This is a genomic window from Pseudomonas abyssi, assembly GCF_003444685.1.
GTDB classification, from domain to species: Bacteria; Pseudomonadota; Gammaproteobacteria; order Pseudomonadales; family Pseudomonadaceae; genus Halopseudomonas; species Halopseudomonas abyssi.
This window is the reverse complement of sequence record NZ_LMAZ01000018.1, coordinates 1-5,796: the sequence shown is the minus strand read 5'-3', so window position 1 is coordinate 5,796 and position 5,796 is coordinate 1. Positions and strand designations below refer to the sequence as shown.

At 51.3% G+C, this 5,796-nt stretch carries 2 tRNA genes and 3 rRNA genes; all 5 read right to left on the bottom strand.

What is annotated here, in order from left to right:
• Window positions 1-53 precede the first annotated feature (53 nt).
• Window positions 54-169 (bottom strand): 5S ribosomal RNA (gene rrf, locus ASB58_RS19805).
• A gap of 138 nt (window positions 170-307) precedes the next feature.
• Window positions 308-3,196 (bottom strand): 23S ribosomal RNA (locus ASB58_RS19800).
• Between the two features lie 278 nt (window positions 3,197-3,474).
• Window positions 3,475-3,550, bottom strand: a tRNA-Ala gene (locus ASB58_RS19795).
• Window positions 3,551-3,574: 24 nt separating this feature from the next.
• Window positions 3,575-3,651: transfer RNA gene (locus tag ASB58_RS19790), tRNA-Ile, on the bottom strand.
• A 66-nt stretch (window positions 3,652-3,717) separates the two neighbouring features.
• Window positions 3,718-5,256: ribosomal RNA gene (locus tag ASB58_RS19785) — 16S ribosomal RNA — on the bottom strand.
• Together the 16S, 23S and 5S rRNA genes with 2 tRNA genes alongside form the textbook arrangement of a ribosomal RNA operon.
• Window positions 5,257-5,796 lie beyond the last annotated feature (540 nt).

Here is a 5,796-nt window from a genome sequence, read left to right as displayed (position 1 = left end):
GCGCACAAAGAAGAACACCCTGACCATTTCTGATCAGGGTGTTCGGTATAGGCGCTTGACGATGACCTACTCTCACATGGGGAGACCCCACACTACCATCGGCGATGCATCGTTTCACTTCTGAGTTCGGGATGGGATCAGGTGGTTCCAATGCTCTATAGTCGTCAAGCAATTTGTTGCTGCCCGCTAGGCGTGCAGCTTAAAAAGCTTGGATGTGTGACAGAAGCTAAGGTGTTTGCAATCTCGCAAGTTCGCGAAGTTGTTTAAATCTGTCTGGCTCGATAACACCAGATTGCTTGGGTGTTATATGGTCAAGCCACACGGGCAATTAGTATTGGTTAGCTCAACGCCTCACAGCGCTTACACACCCAACCTATCAACGTCGTAGTCTTCGACGGCCCTTTAGGGGAGTCAAGCTCCCGGTGAGATCTCATCTTGAGGCAAGTTTCCCGCTTAGATGCTTTCAGCGGTTATCTTTTCCGAACGTAGCTACCCGGCAATGCGTCTGGCGACACAACCGGAACACCAGAGGTTCGTCCAACCCGGTCCTCTCGTACTAAGGTCAGCCCCTCTCAAATCTCAAACGTCCACGGCAGATAGGGACCGAACTGTCTCACGACGTTCTAAACCCAGCTCGCGTACCACTTTAAATGGCGAACAGCCATACCCTTGGGACCGGCTTCAGCCCCAGGATGTGATGAGCCGACATCGAGGTGCCAAACACCGCCGTCGATATGAACTCTTGGGCGGTATCAGCCTGTTATCCCCGGAGTACCTTTTATCCGTTGAGCGATGGCCCTTCCATACAGAACCACCGGATCACTAAGACCTACTTTCGTACCTGCTCGACGTGTTGGTCTCGCAGTCAAGCGCGCTTTTGCCTTTATACTCTACGCACGATTTCCGACCGTGCTGAGCGCACCTTCGTACTCCTCCGTTACTCTTTGGGAGGAGACCGCCCCAGTCAAACTACCCACCATACACTGTCCTCGATCCGGATAACGGACCAGAGTTAGAACCTCAAAGTTGCCAGGGTGGTATTTCAAGGTTGGCTCCACGCAGACTGGCGTCCACGCTTCAAAGCCTCCCACCTATCCTACACAAACAAATTCAAAGTCCAGTGCAAAGCTATAGTAAAGGTTCACGGGGTCTTTCCGTCTAGCCGCGGATACACTGCATCTTCACAGCGATTTCAATTTCACTGAGTCTCGGGTGGAGACAGCGCCGCCATCATTACGCCATTCGTGCAGGTCGGAACTTACCCGACAAGGAATTTCGCTACCTTAGGACCGTTATAGTTACGGCCGCCGTTTACCGGGGCTTCGATCAAGAGCTTCGCCGAAGCTAACCCCATCAATTAACCTTCCGGCACCGGGCAGGCGTCACACCCTATACGTCCACTTTCGTGTTTGCAGAGTGCTATGTTTTTAATAAACAGTTGCAGCGGCCTGGTATCTTCGACCGACATGGGCTTACGCAGTAAATGCTTCACCCTCATCGGCGCACCTTCTCCCGAAGTTACGGTGCCATTTTGCCTAGTTCCTTCACCCGAGTTCTCTCAAGCGCCTTGGTATTCTCTACCTGACCACCTGTGTCGGTTTGGGGTACGATTTCTAGTTACCTGAAGCTTAGAAGCTTTTCCTGGAAGCATGGCATCAACCACTTCGCGTTCTAAAGAACACTCGTCATCAGCTCTCGGCCTTAAGCGCCCGGATTTACCTAAGCACTCAGCCTACAACCTTAAACACGGACAACCAACGCCGTGCTGGCCTAGCCTTCTCCGTCCCTCCATCGCAGTAACTAGAAGTACGGGAATATTAACCCGTTTCCCATCGACTACGCCTTTCGGCCTCGCCTTAGGGGTCGACTCACCCTGCGTCGATTAACGTTGCGCAGGAACCCTTGGTCTTCCGGCGAGGGAGTTTTTCACTCCCTTTGTCGTTACTCATGTCAGCATTCGCACTTCTGATACCTCCAGCCAACTTCTCAATTGACCTTCACAGGCTTACAGAACGCTCCTCTACCGCTCATCTTACGATGAACCCGTAGCTTCGGTGTATGGTTTGAGCCCCGTTACATCTTCCGCGCAGGCCGACTCGACTAGTGAGCTATTACGCTTTCTTTAAAGGATGGCTGCTTCTAAGCCAACCTCCTAGCTGTCTAAGCCTTCCCACATCGTTTCCCACTTAACCATAACTTTGGGACCTTAGCTGACGGTCTGGGTTGTTTCCCTTTTCACGACGGACGTTAGCACCCGCCGTGTGTCTCCCGTGCTGACACTCACTGGTATTCGGAGTTTGCATCGGTTTGGTAAGTCGGGATGACCCCCTAGCCGAAACAGTGCTCTACCCCCAGTGGTGATACACGAGGCGCTACCTAAATAGCTTTCGAGGAGAACCAGCTATCTCCGAGCTTGATTAGCCTTTCACTCCTATCCACAAGTCATCCGCTAACTTTTCAACGGTAGTCGGTTCGGTCCTCCAGTGCCTGTTACGGCACCTTCAACCTGCCCATGGATAGATCGCCCGGTTTCGGGTCTATACCCAGCGACTAAACGCCCTATTAAGACTCGGTTTCCCTACGCCTCCCCTAGACGGTTAAGCTCGCCACTGAATATAAGTCGCTGACCCATTATACAAAAGGTACGCAGTCACAGAACAAGTCTGCTCCCACTGCTTGTACGCATACGGTTTCAGGTTCTATTTCACTCCCCTCACAGGGGTTCTTTTCGCCTTTCCCTCACGGTACTGGTTCACTATCGGTCAGTCAGGAGTATTTAGCCTTGGAGGATGGTCCCCCCATGTTCAGTCAACGTTTCACGTGCGCCGACCTACTCGATTTCACAGCTAAGAGTTTTTCGTATACGGGGCTATCACCCACTATGGCCGCACTTTCCAGAGCGTTCTACTAAACTCAAAACTGCTTAAGGGCTGGTCCCCGTTCGCTCGCCACTACTTGGGGAATCTCGGTTGATTTCTTTTCCTCAGGGTACTTAGATGTTTCAGTTCCCCTGGTTCGCCTCACACACCTATGTATTCAGTGTGTGATACCTAGCTTATGCTAAGTGGGTTTCCCCATTCAGAGATCTCCGGATCAAAGGTCATTTGCCACCTCCCCGAAGCTTTTCGCAGGCTATCACGTCTTTCATCGCCTCTGACTGCCAAGGCATCCACCGTATGCGCTTATTCACTTGACCATATAACCCCAAACAATCTTAAGTTAACGAATTAACTCAGATTATTCAGTGATATCGGTTTAAAACAGAATTAACGACAATTCCGGAACTTGCACTTGAGATTACAAGTTTACCTTAGCCACACAACATGCAGTGATACATGCCATGTGTCTGTACTTCTATCACATATCCAAATTTTTAAAGAGCGTCTGGTTCAGAGACCAGATATCAACAATCAACACATTGATTGTTCATATATGAACTCTGAGTTCCATTCATGGCGTTGTACTGCGTCGACCTGGTGGAGCCAAGCGGGATCGAACCGCTGACCTCCTGCGTGCAAGGCAGGCGCTCTCCCAGCTGAGCTATGGCCCCGTTCAGACCTGTCACCTCGACAATTGGTGGGTCTGGGCAGATTCGAACTGCCGACCTCACCCTTATCAGGGGTGCGCTCTAACCAACTGAGCTACAGACCCAATCGCCTTTCTTTATGAATCAAGTAATTCGTGTGAGTGCTTGAAGAAGCGCTGAGATCTGTCGATTAAGGAGGTGATCCAGCCGCAGGTTCCCCTACGGCTACCTTGTTACGACTTCACCCCAGTCATGAATCACACCGTGGTAACCGTCCTCCCGAAGGTTAGACTAGCTACTTCTGGTGCAACCCACTCCCATGGTGTGACGGGCGGTGTGTACAAGGCCCGGGAACGTATTCACCGTGGCATTCTGATCCACGATTACTAGCGATTCCGACTTCATGGAGTCGAGTTGCAGACTCCAATCCGGACTACGATCGGTTTTATGGGATTAGCTCCACCTCGCGGCTTGGCAACCCTCTGTACCGACCATTGTAGCACGTGTGTAGCCCTGGCCGTAAGGGCCATGATGACTTGACGTCATCCCCACCTTCCTCCGGTTTGTCACCGGCAGTCTCCTTAGAGTGCCCACCATAACGTGCTGGTAACTAAGGACAAGGGTTGCGCTCGTTACGGGACTTAACCCAACATCTCACGACACGAGCTGACGACAGCCATGCAGCACCTGTGTCAGAGTTCCCGAAGGCACCAATCCATCTCTGGAAAGTTCTCTGCATGTCAAGGCCAGGTAAGGTTCTTCGCGTTGCTTCGAATTAAACCACATGCTCCACCGCTTGTGCGGGCCCCCGTCAATTCATTTGAGTTTTAATCTTGCGACCGTACTCCCCAGGCGGTCAACTTAGTGCGTTAGCTGCGCCACTAAAATCTCAAGGATTCCAACGGCTAGTTGACATCGTTTACGGCGTGGACTACCAGGGTATCTAATCCTGTTTGCTCCCCACGCTTTCGCACCTCAGCGTCAGTATCAGTCCAGGTGGTCGCCTTCGCCACTGGTGTTCCTTCCTATATCTACGCATTTCACCGCTACACAGGAAATTCCACCACCCTCTACTGTACTCTAGCCAGACAGTTATGGATGCAGTTCCCAGGTTAAGCCCGGGGATTTCACACCCATCTTATCAAGCCGCCTACGCGCGCTTTACGCCCAGTAATTCCGATTAACGCTTGCACCCTCTGTATTACCGCGGCTGCTGGCACAGAGTTAGCCGGTGCTTATTCTGTTGGTAACGTCAAGGTTGCAGCGTATTAAGCTACAACCCTTCCTCCCAACTTAAAGTGCTTTACAATCCGAAGACCTTCTTCACACACGCGGCATGGCTGGATCAGGCTTTCGCCCATTGTCCAATATTCCCCACTGCTGCCTCCCGTAGGAGTCTGGACCGTGTCTCAGTTCCAGTGTGACTGATCATCCTCTCAGACCAGTTACGGATCGTTGCCTAGGTGAGCCATTACCTCACCTACAAGCTAATCCGACCTAGGCTCATCTGATAGCGTGAGGTCCGAAGATCCCCCACTTTCTCCCGTAGGACGTATGCGGTATTAGCGTTCCTTTCGAAACGTTGTCCCCCACTACCAGGCAGATTCCTAGGCATTACTCACCCGTCCGCCGCTCTCAAGAAGAAGCAAGCTCCTTCTCTACCGCTCGACTTGCATGTGTTAGGCCTGCCGCCAGCGTTCAATCTGAGCCATGATCAAACTCTTCAGTTAAATACTGATTGGGTTTTGAGAAAACCCTAAACTTGGCTCAGCTTTACAAAAAACTCATGAATTCACAGAGTTACTTGCTAGGCTGATAATCTTTCTGATCATCGAGCACATTCAGCAAGCACCCACACGAATTACTTGATTCAAATTGTTAAAGAGCGATTCGGTCAGCGTTTCCGCTCAACCAAGGCCGCGCATTCTACGCTAACCTTCTGTTCTGTCAAGCATTTTTTTGAAGTTTTTTAGAAGCTTCAAAACCTGCCTGAGCGACCCAAAACAACCTTTCCGTTCCGGGTCAGGGAGGCGCATTCTACAGGATCAAACCCTGCTGTCAACACCTTCCAAACAACCTGATGAGAAGCTCTCATCTCACTCGATCCGGGCTCTTTCGAAGCACCGTTTCGAGGTGGCGCATTCTACGCCGTTTCGCTGGACTGTCAAGCCTTATTTTCAAGCTAACTTATTGATTAATAAGCGCTTTCGAATGAGCGTCCTGCCCTGCGAGAGCGCGAATTATAGAGACCTCAGCGGGCGCGTCAAGCC